At 72.9% G+C, this 24,552-nt stretch carries 22 protein-coding genes; 11 read left to right on the top strand and 11 right to left on the bottom strand.

The features are described from left to right. Positions 1 to 23 precede the first annotated feature (23 nt). Positions 24 to 314 (bottom strand): antibiotic biosynthesis monooxygenase family protein, encoded by a 291-nt coding sequence (locus tag ACFOVU_RS06290; RefSeq protein WP_378530692.1) that lies wholly within the window; start codon positions 312 to 314, stop codon positions 24 to 26. A 96-nt stretch (positions 315 to 410) separates the two neighbouring features. On the opposite strand from ACFOVU_RS06290, the gene ACFOVU_RS06285 reads away from it, so the two are divergent. After that, on the top strand, positions 411 to 1,196 hold the full coding sequence (locus ACFOVU_RS06285; protein WP_378530690.1) for a copper homeostasis protein CutC: 786 nt from the start codon (positions 411 to 413) through the stop codon (positions 1,194 to 1,196). Between the two features lie 61 nt (positions 1,197 to 1,257). On the opposite strand, the gene ACFOVU_RS06280 is transcribed toward ACFOVU_RS06285, so the two are convergent. Then, on the bottom strand, positions 1,258 to 4,938 hold the full coding sequence (locus ACFOVU_RS06280) for a bifunctional glycosyltransferase/CDP-glycerol:glycerophosphate glycerophosphotransferase (RefSeq protein ID WP_378530688.1): 3,681 nt from the start codon (positions 4,936 to 4,938) through the stop codon (positions 1,258 to 1,260). A gap of 493 nt (positions 4,939 to 5,431) precedes the next feature. Here ACFOVU_RS06280 and ACFOVU_RS06275 point away from each other — a divergent pair, with 493 nt between their 5' ends. From ACFOVU_RS06275 to ACFOVU_RS06260, 4 genes are all read left to right on the top strand, one after another. Then, positions 5,432 to 5,749, top strand: a complete 318-nt coding sequence (locus ACFOVU_RS06275) for a DUF6703 family protein (RefSeq protein ID WP_378531198.1) — start codon at positions 5,432 to 5,434, stop codon at positions 5,747 to 5,749. A gap of 114 nt (positions 5,750 to 5,863) precedes the next feature. Beyond that, complete coding sequence (locus ACFOVU_RS06270) at positions 5,864 to 6,712, top strand: metal ABC transporter ATP-binding protein (protein WP_378530686.1); 849 nt, start codon at positions 5,864 to 5,866, stop codon at positions 6,710 to 6,712. Positions 6,713 to 6,725: 13 nt separating this feature from the next. Then, positions 6,726 to 7,625, top strand: a complete 900-nt coding sequence (locus tag ACFOVU_RS06265; RefSeq protein ID WP_378530684.1) for a metal ABC transporter permease — start codon at positions 6,726 to 6,728, stop codon at positions 7,623 to 7,625. Beyond that, on the top strand, positions 7,622 to 8,014 hold the full coding sequence (locus ACFOVU_RS06260) for a Fur family transcriptional regulator (protein ID WP_378530682.1): 393 nt from the start codon (positions 7,622 to 7,624) through the stop codon (positions 8,012 to 8,014). Before ACFOVU_RS06265 ends, ACFOVU_RS06260 begins: the two co-directional genes overlap by 4 nt. A 75-nt stretch (positions 8,015 to 8,089) precedes the next feature. Here ACFOVU_RS06260 and ACFOVU_RS06255 read toward each other — a convergent pair whose 3' ends face one another. From ACFOVU_RS06255 to recO, 3 genes are all read right to left on the bottom strand, one after another. Next, on the bottom strand, positions 8,090 to 8,890 hold the full coding sequence (locus ACFOVU_RS06255; RefSeq protein ID WP_378530680.1) for an SGNH/GDSL hydrolase family protein: 801 nt from the start codon (positions 8,888 to 8,890) through the stop codon (positions 8,090 to 8,092). A 75-nt stretch (positions 8,891 to 8,965) separates the two neighbouring features. After that, positions 8,966 to 9,799: an isoprenyl transferase gene (locus tag ACFOVU_RS06250; RefSeq protein ID WP_378530678.1), complete on the bottom strand. Its 834-nt coding sequence runs from the start codon at positions 9,797 to 9,799 to the stop codon at positions 8,966 to 8,968. Continuing rightward, positions 9,796 to 10,527 (bottom strand): DNA repair protein RecO, encoded by a 732-nt coding sequence (gene recO, locus ACFOVU_RS06245; RefSeq protein WP_378530676.1) that lies wholly within the window; start codon positions 10,525 to 10,527, stop codon positions 9,796 to 9,798. The genes ACFOVU_RS06250 and recO overlap by 4 nt, the downstream gene beginning before the upstream one ends. Before the next feature lie 309 nt (positions 10,528 to 10,836). Here recO and ACFOVU_RS06240 point away from each other — a divergent pair, with 309 nt between their 5' ends. Beyond that, positions 10,837 to 11,673, top strand: coding sequence for a CAP domain-containing protein (locus ACFOVU_RS06240; RefSeq protein ID WP_378530674.1), 837 nt, complete (start codon positions 10,837 to 10,839; stop codon positions 11,671 to 11,673). Between the two features lie 168 nt (positions 11,674 to 11,841). Further along, on the top strand, positions 11,842 to 12,210 hold the full coding sequence (locus ACFOVU_RS06235; protein WP_378530672.1) for a VOC family protein: 369 nt from the start codon (positions 11,842 to 11,844) through the stop codon (positions 12,208 to 12,210). A gap of 259 nt (positions 12,211 to 12,469) precedes the next feature. Here ACFOVU_RS06235 and leuA read toward each other — a convergent pair whose 3' ends face one another. The 5 genes from leuA to ACFOVU_RS06210 form a co-directional block, all read right to left on the bottom strand. Next, entirely contained in the window at positions 12,470 to 14,185 is a 1,716-nt protein-coding gene (gene leuA / locus ACFOVU_RS06230; RefSeq protein WP_378530670.1) for a 2-isopropylmalate synthase, read from the bottom strand. 268 nt (positions 14,186 to 14,453) lie between these two features. Then, positions 14,454 to 15,605, bottom strand: a complete 1,152-nt coding sequence (alc, locus tag ACFOVU_RS06225) for an allantoicase (protein WP_378530668.1) — start codon at positions 15,603 to 15,605, stop codon at positions 14,454 to 14,456. Positions 15,606 to 15,683: 78 nt separating this feature from the next. Then, on the bottom strand, positions 15,684 to 17,411 hold the full coding sequence (gene gcl, locus ACFOVU_RS06220) for a glyoxylate carboligase (protein WP_378530666.1): 1,728 nt from the start codon (positions 17,409 to 17,411) through the stop codon (positions 15,684 to 15,686). A gap of 161 nt (positions 17,412 to 17,572) precedes the next feature. Further along, positions 17,573 to 18,463 carry a 2-hydroxy-3-oxopropionate reductase gene (locus ACFOVU_RS06215; RefSeq protein WP_378530664.1) on the bottom strand — a complete coding sequence of 297 codons (891 nt, stop codon included), beginning with the start codon at positions 18,461 to 18,463 and terminating at the stop codon, positions 17,573 to 17,575. Between the two features lie 27 nt (positions 18,464 to 18,490). After that, positions 18,491 to 19,294 carry a hydroxypyruvate isomerase family protein gene (locus ACFOVU_RS06210; RefSeq protein WP_378530663.1) on the bottom strand — a complete coding sequence of 268 codons (804 nt, stop codon included), beginning with the start codon at positions 19,292 to 19,294 and terminating at the stop codon, positions 18,491 to 18,493. Between the two features lie 352 nt (positions 19,295 to 19,646). On the opposite strand from ACFOVU_RS06210, the gene uraD reads away from it, so the two are divergent. From uraD to ACFOVU_RS06190, 4 genes are all read left to right on the top strand, one after another. Continuing rightward, on the top strand, positions 19,647 to 20,183 hold the full coding sequence (gene uraD / locus ACFOVU_RS06205; protein ID WP_378530661.1) for a 2-oxo-4-hydroxy-4-carboxy-5-ureidoimidazoline decarboxylase: 537 nt from the start codon (positions 19,647 to 19,649) through the stop codon (positions 20,181 to 20,183). Continuing rightward, the gene (uraH, locus tag ACFOVU_RS06200; protein WP_378530659.1) at positions 20,180 to 20,521 is read left to right on the top strand and encodes a hydroxyisourate hydrolase; all 342 of its coding nucleotides are present in this window, start codon (positions 20,180 to 20,182) and stop codon (positions 20,519 to 20,521) included. Before uraD ends, uraH begins: the two co-directional genes overlap by 4 nt. An 86-nt stretch (positions 20,522 to 20,607) precedes the next feature. Beyond that, positions 20,608 to 21,504 (top strand): factor-independent urate hydroxylase, encoded by an 897-nt coding sequence (gene pucL, locus ACFOVU_RS06195; protein ID WP_378530657.1) that lies wholly within the window; start codon positions 20,608 to 20,610, stop codon positions 21,502 to 21,504. Positions 21,505 to 21,706: 202 nt separating this feature from the next. Then, positions 21,707 to 22,996, top strand: a complete 1,290-nt coding sequence (locus ACFOVU_RS06190; protein ID WP_378530655.1) for a M14 family metallopeptidase — start codon at positions 21,707 to 21,709, stop codon at positions 22,994 to 22,996. An 88-nt stretch (positions 22,997 to 23,084) separates the two neighbouring features. Here ACFOVU_RS06190 and allB read toward each other — a convergent pair whose 3' ends face one another. Further along, a complete protein-coding gene (gene allB / locus ACFOVU_RS06185; protein ID WP_378530653.1) occupies positions 23,085 to 24,437 on the bottom strand; it encodes an allantoinase AllB in 1,353 nt (450 codons plus the stop codon). Positions 24,438 to 24,552: the final 115 nt, after the last annotated feature.

The following is a 24,552-nucleotide window of genomic DNA, read 5'->3' as shown; positions in this document are numbered from 1 at the left end:
CGGGCGGCCGCCCGGGGAGGCGTTCAGCGGGCGCGTCCCGCCACGACCTCGAAGGCCGTGGGCTCGTCGTGGGCCTCGGACAGCAGCGGCACGGCCGCCATGCGCACCTGGAAGTCCGACAGCGCGCGCCGGTAGTACCCCGGGCCGTCCCATTCGGTCACCACGGTCCACAGGCCGGGCTCGTCGGCGGCCCGGCCGATCCACGAGCCCCGCAGGCCCGGCCGCGCGCCCAGCGCCTCCAGAGCGGTCTCGGCACGCTCCACGAACGCGTCGGCGTCGTCGGGGGCCACGGTGTAGCGGGTGATGACGATCATCGCCACATCGTCTCACCCCCGGGCACGCGTGCGGGCGGGGCCGGCCATGGTGTACTGGTCCAGACCGGCCAGCCACCACCGATCGGAGGGACTCACGTGGCGCTGACGTTCGAGGTCGTCGTCGAGGGCACCGCGGGGGCCATCGCCGCCGAGCGCACCGGGGCCCACCGTGTGGAGCTGGTGTCGGCCCTGGCCGACGGCGGGCTGACCCCCAGCCTGGGCACCGTGCGCACCACGCTCGGCGCGGTCTCCCGGATCGACGTCTACCCCATCGTCCGCCCGCGCGGCGGCGACTTCGTCTACGACGAGCACGAGGTGGCCGCGATGGAGCGCGACATCCTCGCCTTCGCCGAGGAGGGGGTCCCCGGCGTGGTGCTCGGGGCGCTCACGCCGAAGGGGTCGGTGGACCGGTTCGTGATGGAGCGGCTGCTCGCGGCGGCCGAAGGCCTGGCGGTCACCTTCCACCGCGCGTTCGATGTCACGGCCGACCCGCGGGCCGCGCTCGACGACCTCATCGCCCTGGGCGTGGACCGGGTGCTCACCTCCGGCCAGGAGGCCACAGCGGCCCAGGGATCGGGGCTGCTGGCCGAACTGGTGCGGCGCGCCGAGGGCCGCATCACGGTCATGCCCGGCGGCGGGATCCGGCCCGACAACGCGGCGGGGCTGGTGATCGCCACCGGCGCCACCGACCTGCACTTCTCCGGCCAGGCCACCGTCGCCTCGGCGGCGGTGCACCGCAACCCGCGGGTGCGCATGGGCGCGGCCGCGGTGCCGCCCGAAGACCGGCGACGGGTGACGTCGGCCGAGCACATCGTGCAGATCATGATCGCCGCCCGCGACGGCGCCCGCCAGCGCGAGGCGGTGTCGGGCGGCGGCACGTGACCCGACGCCGGCGGGGGCGCGCCCGGCGACCGGGCACGCCCCCGCGCAAGCGGGCCGGTGATCAGCCGCCGCCGAAGACCCGGTCGACCACGCGGGACGCGGCGCGGCCGTCGTCCAGCGGGCAGAACTGATCGGTGAACGCGGCGTACTTGCCCGCGTAGTCGGCCGCCACGGAGTCGATGCCCTGGAGCGCGCCGATCACGTCGTCGGACTCCAGCAGCAGCGGGCCCGGCGCGGTCTCCTCGAAGTCGAAGTAGAACCCGCGCAGGTTGTCGCGGTAGCCCTCGATGTCGTAGGTGAAGAACAGCATCGGCCGGCCGGTGTTGGCGAAGTCGAACATCATCGACGAGTAGTCGGTGATGAGCACGTCGGTGATCAGGAACAGCTCCATGATCTCCGGGTAGAGCGACACGTCGTAGACGAAGTCCTCGCCGACGATCGGCACGCTGTCGACCACGCGCGGGTGGCGGCGCACCAGCAGCACGTGGTCGTCACCGAGCTTGTCGTACATCCGGCGCAGGTCCAGGTGCAGGTCGAGCTTGTGCTTGCCGCGGGTGTAGTACTTGTCGTCGCGCCAGGTGGGCGCGTAGAGCACGACCTTCTTGCCCTCGGGCAGGCCCAGGCGGGCGCGGGTGGCGGCGGCGATGGCGTCGCGGTCGGGCGAGAAGAAGATGTCGTTGCGCGGGTACCCGGTCTCGAGGATCTCGCCGTCGAACCGGAAGGCGCGCCGCAGGATGGGCGTCGCCCAGGGGCTGGGCGAGACCAGGTAGTCCCACTGCGCGGTCTCCCACGCCAGCTTCTCGTGGTAGTCGCGGGACTTGCCGCGGATGTTCTCGATGTCGAAGCCGATGCGCTTGAGCATCGAGCCGTGCCAGGTCTGCACGACCACCTGGCCGGGGCGGCGGGTGAACCAGGCGGGCTGGCGGGAGTTGGTCACCAGGTAGCGGGAGCGGGCCAGCGACTCGTAGAAGTCGCGCCCGTTGTGGCGCACCGCGGTGAGGTCGTCGGGCAGGTTCACCTGCCCGTCCTTGACCAGCCAGGACATGGCGTGGTCGGCCCAGCGGCCCTTGCGCCGGCGCAGCTCGCTGTAGATGCTGTGCGGGCTGTCGGAGAACTGCCGCCCGGTGTAGCTGTCGAAGAGGATCTCCTCGCGCAGCGGCTCCTCGCGCAGCGCGGGGTAGACGGTCTCGCGCAGGTTCTTCTGGGCGAACGAGCCGCGCTCTTCGGGGCGCAGGTCGGAGCCGACCTTGAGGACGGGGATCTCCGAACCGGAGTCCTCGAAGCCGAACTCCCGTTCGCGGGTCTGCATCCGCAGCGGCAGCCGCCGCACGAAGCCGGGGTCGATCTCGGCGCTGACGTCGCGGGCGGCGCCGCCGTCGGGGTGGACCCGCGCCCAGAGCTGGTAACTGCCGGACGACAGCGGCAGGGTCCCCGACAGCGTGGGGATGCCCGCCGGAGTGAAGGTGGCCGTGAACGCGCCGCCGTCGCGGTTCACGGCGACCGGGTGCTCTTCGTCGCGCCCCCGGGCCTTGAACACCAGCTCCATGGGGGCTTCGGCCGCGTAGTGGCCGGTCAGCGTCAGCTCACGGCCGGCCCACGCGGCGCCCTGGATCACCGGGTGCGCCCACCCGGCGCGCAGCCGCAGGTGGCCGGTGCTGGTGCGCTGCACGGCGACCTCGTGGTGGCCGTCGCCCGCGGCGTGGGCGCGGACCTCGACGTCGTCGGGCAGCACCAGCGGCACGGCGTCGCCCCCGGGGGTGACCAGGGCGGCCTTCCAGTTCTCCTGGCGCAGCTGCCCGGGCCCTTCGTCGACGGCCTTGGCCAGCAGGTCGGCCACGGGGACGCGGGCCGCGAAGCGCCCGCCGGAGATGTCGAGCGGGTACTCCAACCGCGCGGTGCCCGGCGAGCGGGTGAGCCGCAGCGCCCGGGACTCCGCGGCGGGCGGGGCCACCAGTTCGCCGGAGATCTCCAGCTCGGCGCGGCGGCCGGCGCCGTCGACCCGGTGCTCCAGGACCCGGGCGCGCACCGGTTCGACCGCGATGGACAGCTGGGAGTCGCGGTTCCAGCCGGGCCGGATCCACACGTCGTCGGCGACCTTGCGGTAGGGCGGGCGCTCCGGCGGGCCGGCGACGGGGTTGGCGATGATGCGGCGCCGGACCAGGCCGCGGTTGATGACGACCAGCTCCAGCTTCCACTCGGTGGCCCGCCACTCCCCCGCCAGCCGCAGCCGCGAGGGGTCGACGCTGATCTCGAACCCGCCGTAGTCGTGGCGCGCGGCGTCGGGGAGGTCGGGCAGCCGGTACTCGGCCGCGTGGAGGACCTTGACGGGGACGGGGATGCGGCGTCCGCTGTCGGTGTTGACCGCGAAGGCCACGAGCTGCTGCTGCCAGCGGCGCCCCGCCCGCAGGTTGAGGATGCCCACGCGCCCGCCGACCACCAGCCGGTCGTCGCGCCATTCGATGCGCTCGGTCTTCTGGCGGACCTTCAGCTCGGCGTCGAGCCGGTAGACCTCGCGCGGGATCTGCGCCTCGGGGTCCTCGAAGAACGGGTAGCGGACGAAGTAGTGCAGGCCGCGCCGCACCACCGGGGCCTTCTTCAGCTCCACGCTCTTCTGGAAGGTGATGGCCTCGAGCAGGCGGTCGGCCTGGCGCTTGCGCACGAGGACGTAGTTGAGGCGGTGCAGCGGCGGCAGGGAGTCGAGCACCTTGCGGCCGACGGTGTCGAGATAGGCGTTGACCAGGTCGAAGAAGCGTTCGCGCGCGTCGGGCTCGGCGTCGTCGAGGCGCACCAGCACCGAGCGGACGTCGGTGCGCAGGGCGCGGCCGTCCCACAGGTCGCGGTCGGCGCCGCTGAGCGAGGCCGACAGCTCGGTGATGGCGGTGAGGCGGCGGGTCAGGGCGGCGGCCTCGCTCAGGTTCTCCCCGGAGGGCCGGTCGCGGACGAGGTGGACCGGGGCGGGCAGGACGTCGATGGTGCCGGCGGCGAACAGCAGGCGGACGACGGCGAGGTCGCTGTCGGCGTCGGTGGCGGGGATCGCGCTCTCGGGGATGCGGTCCCAGAAGGTGCGGCGCCAGAGCTTGTTGCCGTACAGCCGGTCGGAGAGGAGCGAGGCGGTGGCGTGGACGTCGACGCCGGTGCGGGCCTTGGCGAAGATCTTGCGGTGGGCGCCGGAGGGGCGCGCGCCGAGGTCGTTGAACCGGTAGACGTTGCCGGTGGCGAGGTCGGATCCGGAGGCGTCGAGGGAGTCGGTGAGGTAGCCCAGCGCGTAGCCGGTCAGCGTGTCGCCGCCCTCGACGAACATCAGGTACTCGCCGGCCGAGGCGGCGGCCCCGATGCGGCGTGCCTCGGCGTGGCCGGCGGCGGCGGTGTCGTGCAGGGTCGCGGTGAAGCCCGCGGGCGGGTCGGCCGCGAAGCGGCGCGCGGTGTCGAGGCCTTCGCTGCGGGCGCTCTCGACCGCCTCGCTGTCCTCGTCCTCGCCGGCCTTGTCCTGCTCGTCCTCGGCGGCGGCCGGGGCGGCGGAGTCGGGATCGTCGGCGCCGTCGGCGGTATCGGGCTCACCGGTATTGGCACCTTCGGCCGGGGACGCGCCGTCCTGCGCCGGCGCCGCAGGTGCGTGGGCGACGGGCACGAGGACGACCTCGGTGCCGCCGGGCGCGCGGTCCTGCCGGCCCAGGGAGTCCAGGCAGTCGTGCAGGTGCGGCTCGGTGACGTCGAAGGTGACGATGACGCTGAGCTTGGCCACGGAAAACAGTCTCCCGATGTCTCTTCTGCGGAGCGGGGATCACAGAGACCGGGCGCAGTGGGCCCGGTGGCAGTGGAGGGCCAACCTAGGTCACCGTGAGTAAGTGACCGGTAAACCCCTGTCGAGAACCCGGGGTCCCGGACCGGAACCGACCGCCGCTACAAAAATAGCCGCAGCCGCGAGTGCCGGGGCGCCCGCCACCACTGTGGACGTGCATTCTCCCCCCGATCTTGACCGAAATGCGCCCGCGGCGAGACGGGCCGCCGCACGCCGCGCCGTGCGGCGAGGCCGGCGGGAGCGGTCGTGCGCGCGGGGGCGTTGGCCATAGGCTTCGTGCGGGGGCCGCCGCCGGGCGGGTGCCCCGCACCACCGCGCACCAGCAGGCCGGAGGAGCCGCGTGTCAGCCAAGGGCAGGAAGCCGCGCAAGAACCGTCCGAACCGCCCCGCCGGAGGCGGGCAGACCGGGGGCGGCACCGGCGGGGCCGGCCGGCCGCTGCCGCGCGGGGACAGCTTCTACACCCCCGGCGCGGGCCCGCTGCGCGCCGAGATCGAGCGGCGCAGCGCGGTACCGCTGGTGTGGCTCCACAACGCCCCGCGCTGGGTCCTGCCGCTGGCCATGGCCGCGGTGTTCGTGTCGGGGCTGCTGCTGGCGGGGGTCGCGGGGGCGCTGCTGCTGGCGCTGCTGGCCGGGTTCTTCGGGTGGCTGGCCTTCCTGGCCTGGCCGGGGCTGCGGGGCGGCGAGCGCGCCATGCGCGTGGTGGTCGTGGCCACGCTGCTGGCGCTCGGGCTCCTGCAAAGCGGCCTGTTCTAGGGGGCCCGGGGGCCGCCGGGATTCCCCTGATAGCGGCCATTGCCGGTGATCCCGGACATCCGTTACTCTAGTGGCCATTTTGACAATCATTTTCGTTTTCGGCACACTTGACACGTGTCCGCACAACTGACCGGAATCCGGAACTCGCCCGCTTCCGCGGTGGAACCCCGCGATCCGGATGCACCGCCCGCCTTCAGCGTGTCCGGCGCCGTGGTGGCCTACGACCGCACGCCGGTGCTGCACGGGGTGTCCCTCGATATCCGGGCGGGCGAGGTCGTCGCCATCCTCGGGCCCAACGGCTCGGGCAAGTCCACGCTCATGCGCGCCATGCTGGGCATCACCCCGCTGGCCGCCGGGCGCATCGAACTTCACGGCACCGCCCTGAACCGCTTCCGCGACTGGGGCCGGATCGGCTACGTCCCCCAGCGGCTGTCCGCGGGCGGGGGCGTACCCGCCACCGTGGCCGAGATCGTGGCCTCCGGGCAGGTCGCACGGCGCCGGCGGCTGCGCCTTGGCACGCGCGAGGACCGCGCCGCCGTCGCCGACGCGCTCGCCGCGGTCGGGCTCGCCGACCGCGCGCACCACTCGGTCCACGAGCTGTCGGGCGGCCAGCAGCAGCGAGTGCTCATCGCCCGCGCCCTGGCCGGGCGCCCCGACACCTTCGTCATGGACGAACCCATGGCCGGCGTCGACTCCGGCAGCCAGCAGGCGCTCGCCGACACCATCACCCGGCTCTCCGGCGAGGGCGCGACCGTCGTGCTCGTGCTGCACGAGCTCGGCCCGCTCGAACCGCTCATCGGGCGCAGCGTGGTGCTCTCCACCGGCTCCGTCGTCCACGACGGCCCGCCGCCGAGCCCCACCGGCGCCTGCGCCCGGCCCGGCCACGAGCACCAGCACCCGCACACCGACGGCGCGCCGCACCCGCCCGCCGTCCCCGCCATCGACGTCCCCCGCTACGAATGACCGAGGCCCCACAGTGATCGAGATGCTCCAGCCGGACTTCATGCGCCGGGCGCTGATCGCCGCGGCGCTGGTCGGGCTGGTCGCCCCGGTCATCGGCACCTTCCTGGTGCAGCGCCGGCTCGCCCTGCTGGGCGACGGCATCGGGCACGTGGCGCTGACCGGGGTGGCGCTGGGCTTCCTCACCGGGACCGCGCCGGTGCTCACCGCCGCCGTGGTCGCCGCCCTCGGCGCGGCCCTCATCGAGCTCGTTCGGGTGCGCACCCGCACCAGCGGCGACGTCGCCCTTGCCCTGCTGTTCTACGGCGGCATCGCCGGCGGCGTCCTGCTCATCGGGCTGGCGCCGGGCGCCTCCACGGCCACCCTGACCTCCTACCTCTTCGGGTCGGTGTCCACGGTGAGCACCGAGGACGTCTACACCGTCACCGCGCTGGCGGTCCTGGTGCTCGGTGTGATCGGCTACTTCGGCCGCGAGCTGTTCGTCCTGTGCCAGGACGAGGACGTCGCCCGCGCCCACGGGCTGCCGGTGCGGTTCCTGAGCCTGGTCATCGCCATCACCGCGGCGCTGACCGTCGTGCTGGCCATGCGGGTGGTGGGCGTGCTGCTGGTGAGCGCGCTCATGGTGGTGCCGGTCGCGGCCGCCCAGCAGCTCACCCGGAGCTTCCGGGTGACGATCGCCCTGGCCATGGCGGTCGGGGTGGTGGCCGCCCTCGGAGGGCTCTCCACCGCCTACTATGTCGATGTCGCGCCGGGGTCGGCCATCGTGCTGATCGCCCTGGCCGTCTTCTGCGCCGCCGTGGGGGCCGGATACCTCGTGCGCGGCGCACGCGGCCGGAGCCGCGCCCCCCTCGGCGGCGGCGCGGCCGCCACGGCCGGTACGATGCCCCAGACCGAGAGGGGGAGCGTGTCCACATGAGTACACGACGCGAGGCCGTACGACAGGCCCTGAACGACAGCACCGGCTTTCGCAGCGCGCAGGACCTCTATGCGGACCTGCGCTCCGAAGGCTCCAAGATCGGGCTCACCACCGTCTACCGGGCGCTCCAGGCGCTCAGCGACTCCGGTGAGATCGACGTGCTGCGCACCGACGACGGCGAGGCCGTCTACCGCGCCTGCCTGACCGACTCCCACCACCACCACCTGGTGTGCCGCGGCTGCGGCAAGGCGATCGAGGTCGAGGGGCCGACCGTGGAGAAGTGGGCCGAGGCGGTCGGCGCACAGCACGGCTTCAGCGACATCTCCCACACCGTCGAGGTGTTCGGCACCTGCGCCACCTGCCGCGCGACCCTGTCGTCGGCCGGCTGACCGCTGCTCTTCCGCCATGGGCGGCCGTCCCGGAGTGGTCCGGGCGCGGCCGCCTCAGTGTTCTCCGGGACACACTCAGCGCAGGGGCTCCAGGTTGGGCCGCTTGGCGGTGCGCCCGTCACCCGATGACCGGCCGGTCAGGCGGCGGCCGATCCAGGGCACCAGGAACTCCCGCGCCCAGTGCAGGTCGGCCTGGCGGGCCAGCCGCCAGTCGGGGGCCGGCAGATCGGGCCAGGGCGCGTCCCAGTCGCCCTCGGCGGGCACCCCCAGGACCTCGCAGACCCGCAGCGCGAGCCGCCGGTGGCCTTCGGCCGACATGTGCAGCCGGTCCTCGCTCCAGGCGCGGCGGTCGTGCAGCGCGGCCATCCCCCACAGGTCGACCACCGGGCAGCCGTAGCGGTCGGCGATCGCGCGCACGTGCATGTTGTAGGTGGCGATCCTGCCGCGCAGGTGCCGCATCACCGGCTGGGACGCGGTGTCGGCGCCGGTGAAGAGCACCACGGTCGCACCCGTGTCCGTGAGCCGCCGCACCGCTCCCTCGAACACCCGCGCGACCAGGTCGGGGTCGCCGCCGGGGCGGATGATGTCGTTGCCGCCCGCACAGAAGGTGACGAGGTCGGGACGCAGCTCGACGGCGCGCGGGAGCTGGTCGTCGATGATCTGCCGGATCAGCTTGCCGCGCACCGCGAGGTTGGCATAGCGGACCTCGGTCCCGGTGTCGGCCACATGCTCGGCCAGCCGATCCGCCCACCCACGGTACCGGCCGCCCTGCGGCACAGCGGAATCACCGGGATAGGGGTCGTCCATACCCTCCGTGAAGCTGTCACCGAGGGCCACATAGGAGATGATGTCCTGCCCAATGTCGAAGCCGCTCATGGAACACGACTATGCACCCCGGCCCCGTGGTTACGCGACAGTAGGTTTGCCGTTCCGGCACGGGTGTAGCCGGTGTCACTCCGCCGGGTTCGCAGGTGACGGCTCGACCGGGTTGGGGATGGCTCCGCCGTAGCGGCGGTCGCGGCTGGCGTAGATTTCGCAGGCGTGCCAGAGGTGGCGGCGGTCGAAGTCGGGCCAGAGGGTGTCGAGGAACACGAACTCCGCGTAGGCCGACTGCCAGAGCAGGAAGTTGGAGAACCGCTGCTCGCCCGAGGAGCGCAGGAACAGGTCGACGTCGGGGATGTCCGGCTCGTCGAGGTACTTGGCGAGGGTGGCCTCGTTGATGCGGTCGGGGTTGATGCGGCCCTCCGCGGCGGCGCGGGCGAGGGCCGCGGCGGCGTCGGTGATCTCGGCGCGGCCCCCGTAGTTGACGCAGAACTGGAGGGTGAGCGCGGTGTTGTCCTTGGTCATCTCCTCGGCCGACTCCAGCTCGGAGATGACGCTCTTCCACAGCCGCCCGCGGCGTCCCGCCCAGCGGACCCGGACCCCCATGGCGTGCATTTCGTCGCGGCGGCGGCGGATCACCTCGCGGTTGAAGCCCATGAGGAACCGCACCTCATCGGGCGAGCGCTTCCAGTTCTCGGTGGAGAACGCATAGGCCGACACGTTGCGGATGCCCAGCTCCAGCGCGCCCTCGATGACGTCGAACAGGGAGCTCTCCCCCGCCTTATGGCCCTCGGTGCGCGGCAGCCCCCGCTCCTTGGCCCAGCGGCCGTTGCCGTCCATGACGATGGCCACGTGCCGCGGGATGAGCTCGGCGGGCAGCTCCGGGGGGCGCGCCCCGCTGGGGTGCGGTGTGGGCGGCCGGTATCCCCGCGAGGGGTTGGACGAAGAGGTGAACAGGCTCAAGAACGCTCCACAAGGCGCAGAGATCGGATTCCGTTTTCCAGGTGCCACTGAAGGTAGGCGGCCACCAGGCCGCTGCACTCGGCGCGGTGCCGGCCCTCGCTGGCGTCGGCCGCCGCCCAGTCGCCGCCCAGCAGCGCCGACATCAGCCGGGTGGACTCCGGCGCCGGCGCGGTGGAGCCGTGCGGCCGGCACACCGTGCACACCGTGCCCCCGGCGTGGACGGCGAAGGCGCGGTGCTCCCCGCGCGAGCCGCAGCGCGCGCACTCCGCCAGCGCCGGGGCGTACCCGGCGACGGCCAGCGACCGCAGCAGGTAGGCGTCGAGGACCAGCCGGGGGTCGTGGCCGCCCTCGCCGAGGGTGCGCAGGGCCCCGATCAGCAGCAGGAACTGGCGCAGGGCCGGGTCCTTCTCGACCACGACGATCTTCTCGGCGGTCTCCAGCATGGCCGTGGCCGCGGTGTAGCGGGGGTAGTCGGTGACGATCGACTCGCCGTAGGCGCGCAGGGTCTCGGCCTGGGTGACGACGTCGAGCGTGCGCCCGGTGTACAGCTGGAGATCGACGTGGCTGAACGGCTCCAGCCGGGCGCCGAAGCGCGACTTGGTGCGCCGCACGCCCTTGCCGACCGCGCGGACCAGCCCGGTCCGGCGGGTCAGCAGCGTGACGATACGGTCGGCCTCGCCCAGCTTCTGGGTCCGGAGGACGACCGCCTCGTCACGGTAAAGGCTCACCCCTCCATTGTCGCGGATGCGCGGCCCCCGGCGTGCACAACGGCCCGCGGTCCCGGCGCAAAGCCGTGCAGGCCGGGCGTTTTCCGGGCCCTGCGCCGCGCCGCGCAAGGCCTCCGCCGTCACCCGCCGTGAGCGCCCCGCGCTCCGGTCCGCCCCTCTCGTTTACACCGCCCAGTACCGCACACCGCCCTGAACTGGGACATCTGCCCTCAATCTCCCCTTCCGCCGCATTTTGCTCTACGATCTCGCGCGGGTAACGACACGCCCAGCAACACATCCGTAGGCCCGACCGGAATGGAGGCCGACGCCATGGCACGAGGACGACGAAGACACCGGCGACAGCGAGGCGAGCCCCGCGCACACCGCCGCCGGTCCGCGGCGGCCGACCGGCGCCCGCGCCGCCGCTGGAGCAGCCCGCTGATCGCCGCGCTGGCCGCCGTGCCCGTGGGCCTCGGCCTGGCGGCCTCGCTCGTCCTGGCCGCCGCCGCCCCGCAGGGCCAAGGCCAGTCGGGGACCGCGGCGTCCGGCGCGTTATCCGACGACCAGCTGCCCCCCGCAGCCTCCGGCGACGACTTCTTCCCCCAAGACGACCGGGACGACGCCTCCCCCGCCCCCGACGACGAGCCGAGCCCCGAGCGCCCCCCACAGGCCGGAGCCCCGGCACAGGCCGACGGCACCATCACCGCCCCCGCCTCCCCCGAATCCGGGGAATCCCCCGACGCCTCCCCCGACACCCCCGACCGGCCCGCCGACCCCGCCCCCGGCGGCGGTTCCGGCGCATCGGCACTGGCCCAGGAGGTCGTCACCCTCACCAACGCCGAACGCGAAGCGGCCGGCTGCGGCCCCATGCGCGTCGACGACGACCTCACGCAGGCATCGCAGCTGCACAGCGAGGACATGGCCGAGCGCGACTACATGGCGCACGACACCCCCGAGGGCATCGGCCCGGCCGAACGCGCCCTGGAGGCCGGCTACACCGCCTGGTCCGGCGAGAACGTGGCCGCAGGCTACACCTCCGCCGAGGCCGTGATGGAGGGCTGGATGAACAGCCCCGGCCACCGCGCCAACATCCTCAACTGCGACAACACCGCCATCGGCGTGGGCGAGTCCGACGCCCGATGGGCGCAGAACTTCGGTCGTGAATGATGGGCACTCGGCCCGACGCCGGGATCCGGCCGCTCACCCCACGAAAAGGCGTGGATCGGACATCCCGGCGGCCGCTGGTGACGTGTCGGGCGATGTCCGCGGTGTTGCCAGGGGCGTAGGCGGGTGTCGCCGGTGTGCCGGTGTGCCGGGGTCGGCCAGAATCGACGCATGCTGAGAGTCGGTTCCGTTGTCCTGGGTGTCTCGGACGTGCCGCGTGCGGCGGCGTTCTGGATGCAGGCCCTGGGATATGTCCCACGCGAGGAGATGGAGGACGACTGGGTGGTGCTGGTGCCGGCGGATGGGGCCGGGGTGCAGCTGGCGCTCGGTCTCAGTGAGACACCGGTCCAGGACCGTCCGCGAATCCATCTGGACCTGTATGCCGGGGACGCGGCCGACCAGGCCGCCGAGGTCGAGCGGCTGGTGTCCCTGGGAGCCCGGCGCGTCGACTGGGATCTCTACCCGGACGACGCCGACTTCGTCGTGCTGGCCGACCCCGAGGGCAACCGCTTCTGTGTGATCGACACCGGTCGCCACTGACGGCCCCTGAGAAGGTCACCACGCCCTGGGCGGCCCCGGTTCCCGCCCTACTCTCCTCTGCTCCCCGATCGTGCCGTGCGTGCCGATTCCGGTGGCCGGCGTCCGGGAGGATGCTCCGGGCGCCGGCCGCCGGGGGCGCCGCGTCCGGGGGTCTCCCGGGGCGGCGGGCTGAGGGCACGGGCGGCGGGGCGCGCGGCGGCCACGGCCCGGGGTCGCCGGGACCGGTGCGGCCGCGCGGCCGCCGGTGTGCGGGAAGGGGTCAGGCCTTGGCGCGGTGGGCCTGGTCGACGGCGCTGCACACGGCCTTCAGGGAGGCCGCGGTGATGTTGTGGTTGAGGCCCACGCCCCACACGGTGCGGCCGTCGATGTCGGCTTCGACGTAGGCGGCGGCGCGGGCGTCGCTGCCCTCACTGAGCGCGTGCTCGACGTAGTCGACCACGCGGACCTTGATGTCGATGCCGGCCAGCGCGTCGCAGAACGCCGACAGCGGCCCCTGCCCGGTGCCGGTGATCTCCCGGATCTCCCCGTGGACCCGCACGTCGGCGGCGATGCTGTAGGTGCCGTCGGGGTCGGTCTGCGAACGGTGCGCCAGGAAGCCCACCGGCCCGTTGTCGGTCAGGTAGGCCTCGGTGAAGATCTCCCAGATGCGCTCGCCGTCGAACTCGCCGCCCTCGGCGTCGGTGTAGGCCTGCACCTTGTGGGAGAAGTCGATCTGGAGCCGCCGGGGCAGGTCCAGCGCGTGGTCGCGCTGGAGGATGTAGGAGACCCCGCCCTTGCCGGACTGGCTGTTGACCCGGATGACGGCCTCGTAGTCGCGGCCGACGTCCTTGGGGTCGATCGGCAGGTAGGGCACCCGCCACGGGTACTCGGCGACGGGCACGCCGGCCTCGGCGGCGTCGCGCTCCAGGGCGGCCAGCCCCTTCTTGACGGCGTCCTGGTGGGAGCCGGAGAACGCGGTGTAGACGAGGTCGCCGCCGTAGGGGTGGCGCGGGGCCACGGGCAGCTGGGTGCAGTGCTCGACCACGCGGCGGATCTCGTCGATGTCGGAGAAGTCGATCTGCGGGTCGACGCCCTGGCTGTAGAGGTTCATGCCCAGGGTGACCAGGTCGACGTTGCCGGTGCGCTCGCCGTGGCCGAACAGGCACCCCTCGACCCGGTCGGCGCCGGCCAGCACGCCCAGCTCGGCGGCCGCGATGCCGCTGCCGCGGTCGTTGTGCGGGTGGACCGACACGCAGACGAACTCGCGCCGGGTCAGGTTGCGGCTCATCCACTCGATCTGGTCGGCGTAGACGTTGGGGGTGGCGCGCTCGACGGTGGCCGGCAGGTTGAGGATGATCTCGCGGCCGGGGCCGGGCCCCCACTCGTCCATGACTGCCTCGCAGACCTCCAGGGCGAAGTCGGGCTCGGTGTCGATGAAGATCTCGGGCGAGTACTCGTAGCCGAAGTAGGCGGTGTCGCCGAGGTACTTCTCGGCGAAGCGCATGACGTGGCGGGTGCCCTCGACCGCGATCGACTTGCAGGCGTCGCGGTCGACACCGAACACGACCCGGCGGAACTCCGGGGCGGTGGCGTTGTACAGGTGCACGGTCGCGCGCTCGGCGCCGACCAGGCTCTGCACGGTGCGCTCGATCAGGTCCTCGCGCGCCTGGGTCAGGACCGAGATCTGGACGTCGGCGGGGATGCGGCCGGTCTCGATCAGGCTGCGGACGAAGTCGAAGTCGGTCTGGCTGGCGGCCGGGAACCCGACCTCGATCTCCTTGTAGCCCATGCGGACCAGCAGGTCGAACATCTCGCGCTTGCGCTCGTGGTCCATCGGCTCGATCAGCGCCTGGTTGCCGTCGCGCAGGTCGGTGGAGAGCCAGCGGGGCGCCGCGGTGATGGTCTTCGACGGCCAGGTGCGGTCCGGCAGGTCGATGGCCGGGAAGGGGCGGTAGCGCTGGAAAGGCATGCCGCTGGGCTGCTGCTGCGGGACCATGGTGGAAGAAGCTCCTCTGGAGGGTTGCTCGCACTGGTGTGGCCGACGAAGTACACGCCGAATTCCCGCGGCGAGGGAGCCGACCGTTTAACGACCCCCGCCGCGGCCACTAAGGAGGAGCAGCTCACGCAGCATGACGCCAGTTACGTTAGCAGATGGCGGCCTTGTCCCGCCAAACCGGCCCTCCGGCGGCCCCGCCTGCGACCTGGGCGGGAGCCGGGTGCGGCGGCGCCGGGGCGCCGCCGCACGGCGTTCACCGCGGGGGCGCCTACGCGCGGGCCCGCGCCGCGAGGGCGGCGGGCAGGGCGTCGGGGGTGTCCAGGGGCCGGGCGGCGAGCAGCGATTTCACCTGGTCGGCGGTGGCGCCCAAGCCGGAGAGCGCGGCCACTGCCTGGGGCTCGGGCAGGGTGTTGATCCAGCGCAGCCAGAGGTCCGTGTGCCCTGCGGCCGACAGTGTGCCGTGGGCGCGGAAGCGGGCGATGCCGCCGTCGGGGTAGACGTCCAGCCGCAGCCGGGTGGCCGCGCGGGGCCGGTCGACGACGAACCGGTGCCGGGTGTCGGGCCGGACATCGGTGCGGTCGAGCACGGTGAACCAGGAGCCGGGGTCGGCGGGGTCGGCCGCGGCGGTGTCGCATCCGCTGACCCGCACGGCGCCGGGGGCGTTGAACAGGAAGTAGGAGGTGTCGATCTCCAGCAGCCGCACCTCGCCCGAGGCGGCGAGGGCGATCTCGACGTGGTCGTTGCCGTCGTCGCGGCGGCGGGCGTTCTCCCAGCCCTCGCCCATGGAGCGGGTAAGCCCGGGCGCGATGACGTTGGTGGGCGAGGAGTAGAACTCGTTGCTGCACGAGGCCACCCGGCCCCCGTTCTCCAGCGCCGCCAGGTCCAGGCCGCCCGTGACCAGCAGGCGCGGGTCGGCGACGGCCTCACCGTGCACCCGGAAGCGCGCGATCCCGCCGTCGGGGTACATGGTCAGCCGCAGGTGGGTGTAGCGGTGGCCGTCGTTGACCGCGAAGGCGTTGGCGGTGTCGCCGGCGACGGGTGAGCGGGGGACGAGGACGGTCCACTCGGCGGCGTCGAGGTCGGCGGGCGCGGGGTGGCCGTCGAGCCCCGTGGCCTCCACCGACACCTCGGGCGGGTAGTTGCCGGTGAACCAGGCGGTGTCGACGACGACGCCGCGCACGATCCCGGGCACGCCGAGCCGGACGATCGCGTGGTCGTGCCCGGGGGTGCGCCGGCGCCGGGTCTCCCAGCCGTCGTAGACCTTGCCCTTGTGCCCGAAGGCCGCCGGGTCGAAGCCGGCGGGCCCGGGTTTGATGAGGTTCTCCCGCTCGGCGAAGGACTCGTCGTTGGCGTGGACGACGGCGCCGCCGTGGCTGCGGAGGGCGAGGTCGGGGTACCGCAGGAATTCCTGGCCGCTCACGTGCTGGATCATCTCCTCGTCGGACGGGGTGGGTGGTGTGCCGGGCGGCGGGCGCCGCCCGGCGGGCAGGACCGCAGGTCAGGCTACGGGGTCGGGTTCGGGCAGTGGCTCGAACTCCTTGACGGCGTCGATGGCGGGGCCGTGCGGCGTGTTGGCCTCGCGCTCGATCATGATCTCCACCAGGACCGGGCGCGATGTGCTCACGGCCTGCTTGCGCGCCCAGTGCAGGGCGTCGCGGATCTCGCCGGGATCGGCGATGCGCCGGCCGGAGCAGCCGTAGGCCTCCATGATCTTGACGTTGTCGGTGCCGACTTCGTCGTAGTGGATGTCGACCTGGAAGTTCATGTCGAAGGGGATCTCGGCCTGGCGGATCAGGCCGAGGTACTCATTGTTGATCATGATGAGGACGATGGGCACGTCGTACTGGGCGCCCACTGCGAGCTCCTCGACCATGTACTGGAAGCCGTAGTCGCCGACGACGCCGACCACCTCGGCGTCGGGCTCGCTGTGCTTGAGGGCCTTTTTGACGCCGATGGCGGCGGGGATCTCCCAGCCCAGCGGGCCGGCCTGGCCGCAGATCTGGTAGTGGCGGGGCTTGTGGGCCTTCTGGTGCTGGCCGCCCCAGATCTGGTAGAGGCCGATGGCGGTGACGAAGTAGGTGTCGGGGCCGAAGACCTCGTTGATCTCCTTGTAGACGCGGGGCGCCTTGATGGGGACGGTGTCGAAGTCCTCGCGGCGGCCCAGGGTGGCCTTGAGCTCGTTGACACGGTCGACCCAGGCTCCGGGGGTGCGCCGCGCCCCGCGCGCGCGGGCCCGCTCGGCGAGGGCGCGCAGGAACAGGCGGGCGTCGGAGACCACGCCGAGGTCGGGTTCGAAGACCTTGCCGATCTGGGTGGGTTCGATGTCGACGTGGATGAACGCGCGCTCGCCGCGGTAGACGTCGAGGACGCCGGTGTGGCGGTCGCCGAAGCGGGCGCCGACGGCCAGCACGAGATCGGACTCCAGGAAGGAGGCGTTGCCGTAGCGCTGGGAGGTCTGCACCCCGGTCATTCCGGAGTACAGCGGGGAGTCCTCGTCGAAGCCCCCCTTGCCCATGAGGGTGACCTGAACGGGGACGCTGAGGTACTCGGCGACCTCCTTCAGCTCCTCGGCCGCATCGGCGATGATGACCCCGCCGCCGGCCAGGATCAGCGGCCGCTCGGCGGCCAGCAGCAGATCGAGGGCGCGGTCGACGCGCGGGAGGTGCGGCTCGACGGCGGCGACGGGCAGCGGGGCGTCGATCGCGGGGTCGTACTCGATGATCTGCTGGGAGATGTCGAGCGGCAGGTCGACCAGGACCGGCCCGGGCCGCCCTTCGCGGGCGATCCGGAACGCCTCGCGGAAGATCCACGGGGCCTGCCCGGCCTCCTTGAGCTGCACGGCCCACTTGGTGACGGGCTTGGCGATCTCGACGATGTCGATCGCCTGGAACGCCTCCTGGTGCAGCCGGGTGGACACCGCCTGGCCGGTGATGCACACGATGGGGACGGAGTCGGCGAGCGCGGTGTAGAGGCCGGTGATCATGTTGGTGCCGGCCGGGCCCGAGGTGCCGATGGCGACGCCGACGTTGCCGGTGGTGCGGGCCCAGCCGTCGGCCATGTGGGTGGCGCCCTCCTCGTGGCGCACGGTGAGGTGCTCGATCCCCCCGACCTGTTCGAGGGCCTTGTAGAGGGGCAGGATGGCGGCGCCGGGGCAGCCGAAGGCGGTGTCGACGCCTTCGGACTTGAGGACCTCGACGACGGCGTTCATCGCGGGCATCTGTACCATTCGAATGAACCCTTCAGTGCTAGGGGGGTTGCGGGTCCGCCAGCGGGAACCTGGGTGCGGCCAACACCCGGGCCACCGGACCTCGCGCGGAGCACACGCCAGCCGCGAGGCCGGCCGGCCACTCCCGCCGGCGGGTTCCCGTCTTCGGTGGATCGCGGCGGTCAGTCCGCGGACTCCGAGAGCTCCAGGACGATCTTCAGCAGCGCCGAGTGGTCCAGGCCGCCGTGGCCCTGGGCCTTGAGCGCCCCCACGAACTGCGCCACCAGGGCGCCGAGCGGGATCGCGACCCCGGCCTCGCGGGCGGCGGTGGTCACGATCTTCATGTCCTTGTCGTGCAGGGCGATGCGGAACCCGGGCGCGAAGTCGCGGGCGCGCATGGAGTCGCCCTTGCGGGTGAGCACGGTGCTGCCGGCGAGGCCGCCGTTGAGGACCTTCAGCCCCGCCTCGGTGTCGACCCCGTGCGCCTCCAGGAAGACCAGGGCCTCGGCGACGAGCTGGATGTTGCCGGCGACGATGAGCTGGTTGGCGGCCTTGACCGTCTGCCCGGCGCCCGAGGGCCCGACGTGGACCGGGGTGGTGCCCAGGACGTCGAACACGGGCTTGGCGTCGGCGAACACCTCGGCGTCGCCGCCGACCATGATGGACAGCTTGGCCTCGATGGCGCCGGCCTCGCCGCCGCTGACCGGGGCGTCGAGGACCCGGAAGCCCTGCCGGGTGCCGTCGGCGGCCACCGCCCGGGCGACGTCGGGCCGGATGGTGCTCATGTCGATGACGAGGGCGCCGGGCGCGGCGTGGGCGAACACGCCGTCGGGGCCGAGGAGTGCCGCTTCGACGTCGGGGGAGTCGGGGACCATCGTGATGACGGTGTCGGCGCCGTCGACGGCTTCGGCGATGGAGCCGGCGGCCCGGCCGCCGTTGGCGGCGAGCTTCTCGGCGGACTGGGGGTTGAGGTCGTAGCCGGTGACCCGGTGGCCGGCGGTGACCAGGTTGGCGGCCATGGGCAGGCCCATGATGCCGAGCCCGATGAAGGCGATGGTGCGCGCCTGGGACATGTGGTTTCCCTTCTTCCCTTCGGTGATTCAGGTGGTCTTGAGCCAGCCGAAGCTGTCGGCGCTGGGCACGGTCGGCGCGTACTCCAGGCCGATGTGGCCGGTGTAGCCGCCGTCGCGGGCGGCGGCGAGCAGGGCGCCGATGGGCAGGGCGCCGGTCCCGGGTTCGCCGCGGCCGGGTGCGTCGGCGATCTGGATGTGGCCGAATTGGGCGGCGTGGTCGCGCACCACGGCGGCGACGTCGTCGCCGTTGACGGCGAGGTGGTAGAGGTCGGCGAGGAGGGCCACGTTGGCGGCGCCGGCGGCGCGGGCGCGCGCGACGAAGGCGAGCGCGTCGGCGGCGGTCTTCAGGGGGTAGTCGTCGGCGCCGCTGATGGGCTCGATGAGGACGGTTCCGCCCAGCGGGGCGAGGGCGCGGGCGGCGGCCACGGTGTTCTCCAGTGCGACCCGGTCCTGCTCGGCGGGGTCGGTGCCGTCCTGGCGCCGGCCGTAGAGGGCGTTGAACCCGGTGCAGCCGGTGCGCCGGGCGATGCCGGCGACGGCGTCGATGTTGTCGCGGAACTCTTGGACGCGGGCGGGGTGGGAGAGGACGCCCCGGTCGGGGCCGGGGAGCTCGCCGGCGAAGAAGTTGAGGCCGGTGAGGCGGACCCCGGCGTCGTCGATGGCGGTGATGAAGGCCTCGGTCTCGGCGTCGCCGGGGACGGGGTCGGCGAAGGGCCACCAGAACTCGACGGCCTCGAACCCGGCGGCGCGTGCGGCGGCGGGGCGCGCGTGCAGGGGGAGTTCGGTGAACAACAGGGAGCAGTTGACCGTGGGGCGCAGCGCGTGGCTCATCTCTCGCCTCCGAGTTACTATTTCGTATGTTGGAATATACTTTTCACTTTAAGGAATATGCTGAGTTTGCGTCCCCCGCGCCGCCCTGTCAACCTCCCCTCCGCCGCCCGCTCCCCCCTGCCCCCTCGGCCACCCCGAAGTCACCCCTGATCGCAGACGTCTCCGCGATCACCCGCGGGGACGGTTGACAACGGCACCTCGGCCAGGATTAGAGTCCGATATGCAGAACGATATTTCTGCGATACGAAACATGACGGACATACGGGGACCCGGTGCGGTACCGCAGGACGCGGCACCGGCGGCCCCGCCGCGGGCGGCCCCGGGCCGCCGCCGGACGGACGGGAGCCCGATCATGGCCGACAGCACCGCCCCGGCGGAGGTCGCGGACCCCGGTGTGCGGCGCGTCAACGAGCTCCCGGACGACCGCTTCCGGGCGGAGCTGGCCCAGTGCCTGGACATCGGCCGGTGGGTGGAGGCGCTGCTGAGCGCGCGCCCCTTCGCCGACCGTGCCGCCCTGGTCGCCGCCGCCGACGCCCACGCCCGCACGATCACCGATGACGAGGCCGACGCCGCGCTGGCCCGCCACCCGCGCATCGGCGAGCGGGCACCGGGCAAGGACGCCGAAGCCGCCTGGTCGCGCAGCGAGCAGTCCGGGTTCGCCGACGGCGAGGCGGCCGTCCGCGAGGCGTTCGCCGCCGGCCAGGCGGCCTACGAGCGCCGGTTCGGCCGCATCTACCTCGTCTGCGCCAGCGGGCTCTCCGGCACCGAACTCCTCGACGGCCTGCGCGCGCGGATGGGCAACGACCCCGCCGAGGAGGCGCGCGTGGTCGCCGACGAGCTCCGCAAGATCGCCCTGCTGCGCATCGGGAAGGTCCTGGGCACCCCATGAGCCACGTGACCACGCACGTCCTCGACACCGCCCTGGGCCGCCCCGCGGCAGGGGTCCAGGTGGTGCTGGAGGCCGCCGACGCGACGCGCACCCGCTGGTCGCCCATCGCGTCGGGGATCACCGACGCCGACGGCAGGATCACCGATCTCGGCCCCGACCGGCTCTCCGCGGGCGTGCACCGGCTCGTCTTCGACACCGGGCGCTACTTCGCCGACACCGGACGCACCGGGTTCTACCCCGAGGTCACCGTGGCCTTCGACCTCACCGACGAGGACGCGCACCACCACGTCCCGCTGCTGCTGAGCCCGTTCGGCTACTCCACCTACCGCGGCAGCTAGCGGCCCGCGCCCCTCCCTTCTTTCCCGGCCCGCGCCGCCGCGGGCCGGCGCGTTCCCTCCCGACACCAGCAAGGAGCCGACCCGCCGTGGGCATCAGACTCGGGGACAACCAGTACGGCAAGGCCGAGGTGCGCCTCGTCCACGTCGCCCGCGACACAGCGGTGCACCGGATCAAGGACGTCAGCGTGACCTCGCAGCTGCGCGGCGACCTCGAGGCCGTGCACACCGCCGGCGACAACAGCCATTGCCTGGCCACCGACACCCAGAAGAACACGGTCTATGCGTTCGCCAAGGAGAACGGCGGGATCGGCGCCATCGAGGACTTCGCGCTGCTGCTCGCCCGCCACTTCGTCGGCGCCCACGACTACATCCACGGGGCCCGCCAGGAGATCCACGAGTACGCCTGGGAGCGGATCGCCACCTCCGACGGCCCGCACGACCACTCCTTCGTCCGTTCGGGGGCGGAGACCCGCACGACCGTCGTCACCAAGGACGGCGACCGCGAGTGGGTGGTCTCGGGGCTCGAAGGGCTGACCGTCCTGAAGTCCACGGGGTCGGAGTTCCACGGCTACCCCAAGACCGCCTACACGACCCTGCCCGAGACCGCCGACCGGATCCTGGCCACCGACGTGAAGGCCCGGTGGCGCTACATCGGCACCGGCGCCGACTGGGACGCCTCCTACGCCGCCGTGAAGGCCCTCATGCTGGAGGCCTTCGCCACGACCCACAGCCTCGCCCTCCAGCAGACCCTCTACCGCATGGGCACCGCGGTGCTGGAGGCCCGCCCGGAGATCGCCGAGATCCGGTTCTCCATGCCCAACAAGCACCACTTCCTGGTCGACCTCTCCCCCTTCGGCCTCGACAACCCCAACGAGGTGTTCTTCGCCGCCGACCGCCCCTACGGCAAGATCGAGGCCGCCGTGGAGCGCGACGACGCCCCGCCCGCGGGCCGCGCGTGGGAATCCGTCCCCGGATTCGTCTGACCGGCGCCGCTATGGCCACATGCGGACAGGGGGTGGCAGCGGTGTGCCCGAGGCCCGCTCACCGCCCGGTTCGGGCTACCGGCGAGTCACATGGAGATATCTGCGTCAAAACGTCATATTGACATCACTCGCCGTGAATCACTCCAATTGGAACACCAGTAGTTCGGCGCCCCTACCCCGCACTCCCCCCACAGGAGCCACCGTGCACCGACGCAGGCTGTTCATCACCCTCCCCTTAGTGCCTCTGCTGCTCGCCTCCACCCTGACCGGTGCCGCCTCAGCCGACACGGCCGCGGATTCAGCGCCGCAGCAGTACGAGGTCGACGGCCCCGGCACGCCGCAGGAACGGACGGAGGTCGCCGAGACCGGGGCCGCCATCGACGAGGCCGGTGACGGGACGGTCGTCATCACCGCCGACCCCGGCCAGGCCGCCGCGGTCGAGGACCTCGGCTACGAGGTCACCCCGCTGCCCGGCCCGGGCTCCCCGGGCACCCCCGGTGTCCGGGACTTCCCGCCCGAGGACTCCGATTACCACAACTACGACGAGCTCACCGATGTGGTCGACCAGGTCGTCGCCGACCACCCCGACCTCGCCCTGAAGACCAGCGCCGGCACGTCACACGAGGGCCGCGACCTGATCGCGGTCAAGCTCAGCGCCAACGTCGAGACCGACGAGGCCGAGCCCGAGGTGCTGTTCACCCACTCACAGCACGCCCGCGAGCACCTGACCGTCGAGATGGCGGTCTACCTGCTCGAAACCCTCACCGACGGCTACGGTAGCGACGCCCGCATCACCGAACTGCTCGACGGCCGCGAGATCTGGATCCTGCCCAACGTCAACCCCGACGGCAGCGAGTACGACATCGAGACCGGCTCCTACCGCAGCTGGCGCAAGAACCGCCAGCCCAACGAGGGCAGCAGCGCGATCGGCACCGACCTCAACCGCAACTGGGCCTACAACTGGGGCTGCTGCGGCGGCTCCTCGGGCGACCCGTCGAGCATCACCTACCGGGGCTCGGCCGGGGAATCGGCCACCGAGGTCAACCAGGTCGCCGACTTCGTGCGCGGGCGGGTGGTCGACGGCGAGCAGCAGATCACGGCCGCGATCGACTTCCACACCTACAGCGAGCTCATCCTGTGGCCCTACGGCTACACCTACGGCGACGTCGCCCCCGGCATGACCCAGGACGACTACGACACCCACGCCGAACTGGGCCGGCTCATGGCCGACGGCAACGGCTACACCCCCCAGCAGTCCAGCGACCTCTACATCACCGACGGGTCGATCAACGACTGGCTCTGGGCCGACCAGGGCATCTTCTCCTACACCTACGAGATGTACCCGGGCAGCGAGAGCGAGGGCGGCTTCTACCCGCCCGACGACGTCATCGGGCGCGAGACCGAGCGCAACCACGACTCCGTGCTCGACCTGATCGACTACGCCGACTGCCCCTACCGCATCATCGGCGAAGAGCAGCAGTACTGCTCCTGACCGGCCCCGGGCCGGTCCCGCGCCCCGTCGCCCCGCGCGATCCGCAGGGGGCGGCGGGGCGCCCGCGCGCACGGCCCCGGGGACGCGCTCAGCTGCGGGCCAGCAGGCGGCCGTGCGCCGTGCCGGTGCCGGCCGGCTCCCCCCGCAGCAGGGTGCGGCGCACGGCACCGCGCAGCTCGCGGCCGTGGTAGGCGCTCACCGGGTTGCGGTGCCGCAGCTCGGCGGCGTCGACGCGCACCACGGCGTCGGGCGCCACGAACGCGAAGTCGGCGTCGTTGCCGGCCGCGATCGCCCCCTTCCCGGCGACCCCCGCGATCTCCGCCGGGCGCCGGGCCATCCAGCGCACGACATCGGACAGGCCGTGGCCGCGCGCCGCCGCCTCGGTCCACACGGCGGAGAAGCCCACCTGGAGCCCGGAGATCCCGCCCCACGCCGTGCCGAAGTCGCCGGTGTCGAGGTCCTTGAGATCGGGCGTGCTGGGCGAGTGGTCGCTGACGACGCAGTCGACCAGCCCGTCGGCCAGTGCCCGCCACAGCAGGTCGCGGTTGGCCGTACCGCGGATCGGGGGGCAGCACTTGAACTGCGTGGCCCCGGCCGGGACCTCCTCGGCGGCGATGGTGAGGTAGTGGGGGCAGGTCTCGGCCGTCAGCGCGACACCGTCGGCCTTGGCCTGCGCGATGAGCGGCAGGGCGGTGGCCGACGACAGGTGCAGGATGTGGGCGCGCACCCCTGTCGCCCGTGCGGTCTCGATGACGAGCCGGATCGCGGCGTGCTCGGCCGCGTCGGGGCGCGAAGCGAGGAACGCGGCGTAGTCTCGCCCGCCGGCCGGCGTGGCCGCGTCCAGCACCGAGGGGTCCTCGGCGTGCACGATGAGCAGCCCGCCGAACGCGCTTATCGCGGCAGCGGCGGCGCGGAGGCCTCCGGGGTCGAGGTGGCCGAACTCCGCCACCCCCGAGGGCGACAGGAAGCACTTGAACCCGAACACGCCCTGCTCGTGCAGTGCCCGCAGCTCCGCGTCCGCGCCCGGTGCGCTGTTCTCGGGGACGGCCCCGCCCCAGAAGCCGACGTCGACCGCGACCCTGCCCTGCGCCGCCGCGCGCTTGGCCGCCAGCCCCGCGGCCGTGGTCGTGGGTGGGATGCTGTTGAGCGGCATGTCCACGATGGTGGTGACCCCGCCCGCCGCGGCCGCCCGGGTGGCGGTGGCGAACCCCTCCCACTCGGTGCGGCCGGGCTCGTTGACGTGCACGTGGCTGTCGACGAGGCCGGGGAGCAGCACCTCGTCGGCGGCCGCCTCCAGCGTGCGCGGGGCGCTCATCGCGGCCCCCGGCCCGGCGACCGCGGCGATCCGCCCGTCGCGCACGCCGATCACGGCGGGCCGCTCCCCGTCCGGCAGTATGGCGCGGTGCGCGCGGATGACGAGGTCGAAGTCGTGTTCCGGCATGGTCTCCTCGGTCCCCTCTCGTGCTGGTCGTCCGTGCCCGGTGGTGTCCGTCCGGCACCGCCCGCCAAGGACGGGCCGGGGCGGCCCCGGCGCGCCACCCCGCCCGGGCGTGAGC

The sequence above is a fragment of the Nocardiopsis sediminis genome, from assembly GCF_042650565.1.
Classification (GTDB): domain Bacteria; phylum Actinomycetota; class Actinomycetes; order Streptosporangiales; family Streptosporangiaceae; genus Nocardiopsis_B; species Nocardiopsis_B sediminis.
The sequence above is the reverse complement of the archived record's forward strand: the minus strand, read 5'-3'. Positions and strand labels throughout refer to the sequence as shown.

Excerpts from the sequence above, each read along its gene's own strand:
- ACFOVU_RS06290 (WP_378530692.1), bottom strand. The coding sequence starts at position 314 with ATGATCGTCATCACCCGCTACACCGTGGCCCCCGACGACGCCGACGCG.
- ACFOVU_RS06260 (WP_378530682.1), top strand. The coding sequence starts at position 7,622 with ATGAGTACACGACGCGAGGCCGTACGACAGGCCCTGAACGACAGCACC.
- ACFOVU_RS06255 (WP_378530680.1), bottom strand. The coding sequence starts at position 8,890 with ATGAGCGGCTTCGACATTGGGCAGGACATCATCTCCTATGTGGCCCTC.
- ACFOVU_RS06240 (WP_378530674.1), top strand. The coding sequence starts at position 10,837 with ATGGCACGAGGACGACGAAGACACCGGCGACAGCGAGGCGAGCCCCGC.
- ACFOVU_RS06235 (WP_378530672.1), top strand. The coding sequence starts at position 11,842 with ATGCTGAGAGTCGGTTCCGTTGTCCTGGGTGTCTCGGACGTGCCGCGT.
- leuA (WP_378530670.1), bottom strand. The coding sequence starts at position 14,185 with ATGGTCCCGCAGCAGCAGCCCAGCGGCATGCCTTTCCAGCGCTACCGC.
- gcl (WP_378530666.1), bottom strand. The coding sequence starts at position 17,411 with ATGGTACAGATGCCCGCGATGAACGCCGTCGTCGAGGTCCTCAAGTCC.
- ACFOVU_RS06215 (WP_378530664.1), bottom strand. The coding sequence starts at position 18,463 with ATGTCCCAGGCGCGCACCATCGCCTTCATCGGGCTCGGCATCATGGGC.
- ACFOVU_RS06210 (WP_378530663.1), bottom strand. The coding sequence starts at position 19,294 with ATGAGCCACGCGCTGCGCCCCACGGTCAACTGCTCCCTGTTGTTCACC.
- uraD (WP_378530661.1), top strand. The coding sequence starts at position 19,647 with ATGGCCGACAGCACCGCCCCGGCGGAGGTCGCGGACCCCGGTGTGCGG.
- uraH (WP_378530659.1), top strand. The coding sequence starts at position 20,180 with ATGAGCCACGTGACCACGCACGTCCTCGACACCGCCCTGGGCCGCCCC.
- allB (WP_378530653.1), bottom strand. The coding sequence starts at position 24,437 with ATGCCGGAACACGACTTCGACCTCGTCATCCGCGCGCACCGCGCCATA.